The organism is Streptomyces sp. NPDC007095 (genome assembly GCF_040634475.1).
GTDB lineage: Bacteria > Actinomycetota > Actinomycetes > Streptomycetales > Streptomycetaceae > Streptomyces.
This window is the reverse complement of the sequence record NZ_JBEYFS010000478.1, coordinates 1-2,381: the sequence shown is the minus strand read 5'-3', so window position 1 is coordinate 2,381 and position 2,381 is coordinate 1. Positions and strand designations below refer to the sequence as shown.

At 74.5% G+C, this 2,381-nt stretch carries 1 protein-coding gene and 1 pseudogene; one reads left to right on the top strand and one right to left on the bottom strand.

Annotation, left to right across the window (positions count from 1 at the left end; genetic code table 11):
- A partial coding sequence (locus tag ABZ656_RS57505) for an MFS transporter (RefSeq protein ID WP_360280667.1) occupies positions 1–1,083 on the bottom strand: 1,083 nt, incomplete at its 3' end.
- 171 nt (positions 1,084–1,254) lie between these two features.
- On the opposite strand from ABZ656_RS57505, the pseudogene ABZ656_RS57500 reads away from it, so the two are divergent.
- A pseudogene (locus ABZ656_RS57500) lies at positions 1,255–2,275 on the top strand (DUF5937 family protein).
- The last annotated feature ends 106 nt before the right edge of the window (positions 2,276–2,381 follow it).

The following is a 2,381-nucleotide window of genomic DNA, read 5'->3' as shown; positions in this document are numbered from 1 at the left end:
CCCTGCGGCGTGGAGCAGGGCGCCGCCGGTCAGCGCGCCCGCCGCGACGCCCGCGTTGAAGGCGGCGGAGTTCGCCGCCAGGGCGAGCTCCGTGCGGCCGGGCGCGACGTGGAGGACCTGACTCTGCGTGGCCATGAAGACGGGGCCCACCGACGCGCCCAGGAGCGCCAGCAGGGCCACGGTCGCCACCTGGCTGCGCCCGTCGCCCAGGTACAGCCCGAGCAACGCCACCGCCTGGGTCGCCACCGGGACCGTGAGCGTCGCGCGCGGGAAGCGGTCGAGGAGCGGGCCGGCCGCCGAGACGCCCGCGATGCCCGCCACCCCGAACGCCAGCAGCACGGCGCTCACCGAATCCTTGGAGAAACCGCCCACCTCGTAGAGGAAGGCGACGACGTACGTGAATCCCGCGAAGGCGCCGGTGACCGACAGCGCGGTGGCCGCCAGCACCACGGCGAACCGGCGGACGTCGGGAGCCGCTCCGTACGCCGCGTGCCCCTCGTCCGGGCGCGAGGTCGGCAGCAGGACGGCGACGGCGACGAGCGCGACGAGGCCGAGCGCGCCGAGCACCACGAAGGGCGCCCGCCAGCCGCTGTGCCCGCCCAGCCAGGTACCCGCCGGAACCCCGAGCACCGTGGCGAGTGAGCCCCCGACGGACAGCAGGCCGATCACCCGCCCGCGCCGCTCGGGCGGGAACAATCCCACGGCGACCGGACCCATCACCGCCCAGAACAGCGCCTGGGCCAGCGCGGTCGCGATCCGTGCCGCGAGCAGGAAGCCGTACGAGACACCGCCCAGTGCCGACATCCAGCTGGCCACCACGAGCAGTCCCAGCAGGCCCGACAGCACCTGGCGGCGCGGGATCGACCGGGTCAGGTGCGCGACGGGCAGCGAGACGACGGCCACGGTCAGGCCGTACCCGGTGACCAGCAGCCCGACGGAGGAGAGCGGCACACGCAGGTCGTCCGCGATGAGCGGCAGCAGCCCGACGGGCAGATTCTCCGTGGTGTTGAAGGTGAACGCGGCCAGCATGAGCGCGGCGACGACGGCGGCCCTGCGCCAGGCGGTGAGACGTACGCTCGCCATCCACGAGCCTTTCTGTGAGGGGGTGTTGAGGGGGTATGGGAGGGGGCAGGCGGCCGGACGCGGCCACGGGCCAGCGTGCGGGGTCCTCGCGCGGCCCACTACTCTTTCGGCTGGAGCCGAATCGCTCATCCCGACCCCGTGGGCTCGGCTGAAGACCCGTCGGAGACTGTCTTGCCGCTGACCCTGCACCTCGGCACCGACGATCTGACGCGCTGTCGGTTCGCGGTGTCCCCGCTCTGCCAGACGCACGAGGCACTGCGCATGCTGCGGCGTCCGGACCGGCACGCCTTTCACCGGGACTGGCTGCGCCGCGTGCGCGACATCGTGGCGAGCCTGGAACTGACGGAGCTGTGGCTGTTCATCCCCCGCAAGGGCGGTTACACCCCGGACTTCCTGGGACCGCCGCCGCGGACGCCGAACGCCTCCTTCGACGAGGAGCTGGCCCTGATGCGCGCCACCGACCCCGCCATGGCCCGTACCGAGCTGGCGCGTTCGCTCGCCTGTACGCCCGGCGCCGCCGCATCGCCGTACGGGCGGGCGGCGTTGGCGGACCCGGCGGGCACCGTGCGACGCCTCGCCGACCTCACCGAGCGGGCCTGGCACGCGCTGCTCGCGCCGGACTGGCCCCGCCACCAGGCTCTCCTGGAGGCCGATATCGCCTACCGCTCACGGCAGTTGGCGGACGGCGGCCTCGAAGCGCTCTTCGGCGACCTGCACCCGGAGATCGAGTGGGCGGACGACACCCTCACCCTGCGCATGTACGCCGACCTGAAGGAGGCGCAGGGGCCCGACGGGCGGGGCGTGCTGCTGATGCCCAGTGTCTTCGTACGGCCGGACGCGGTGAGCGGCTTCGCCCGGCCCTGGCAGCCGACGGTGATCTATCCGGCCCGGGGCACAGGCGGCCCGCCGACCGGGGCCGCCCCCCACCGAGGCGCCGGCCGCGCTGGCCCGGCTGCTCGGACCCCACCGCGCCGCCGTCCTCGTCGGCCTCGACGGTCCCGCCTCGACCACGACCCTGGCGAACCGCCACGGTCTCGCTCCCTCGTCCGTCTCGTCCCACCTTTCGGTGCTGCGTGAGGCCGGACTGCTGGTGTCGCACCGGCAGGGACAGTACGTCCTCTACGAGCGCACGACGCTGGGGGACGCGCTGGCAGCCGGGGCCCGACGAGCTACCCGGCGCCCTTGGAGGTGACGGTGAAGTGCGCTCCGTCGGGGTCGGTCAGGATGGCCTCGGTCGAGCCGACGCCCTGCTGGTGGGCCGTGCCGCCGTGGGCGCGGGCGGCGCGGGCGGCGGCCTC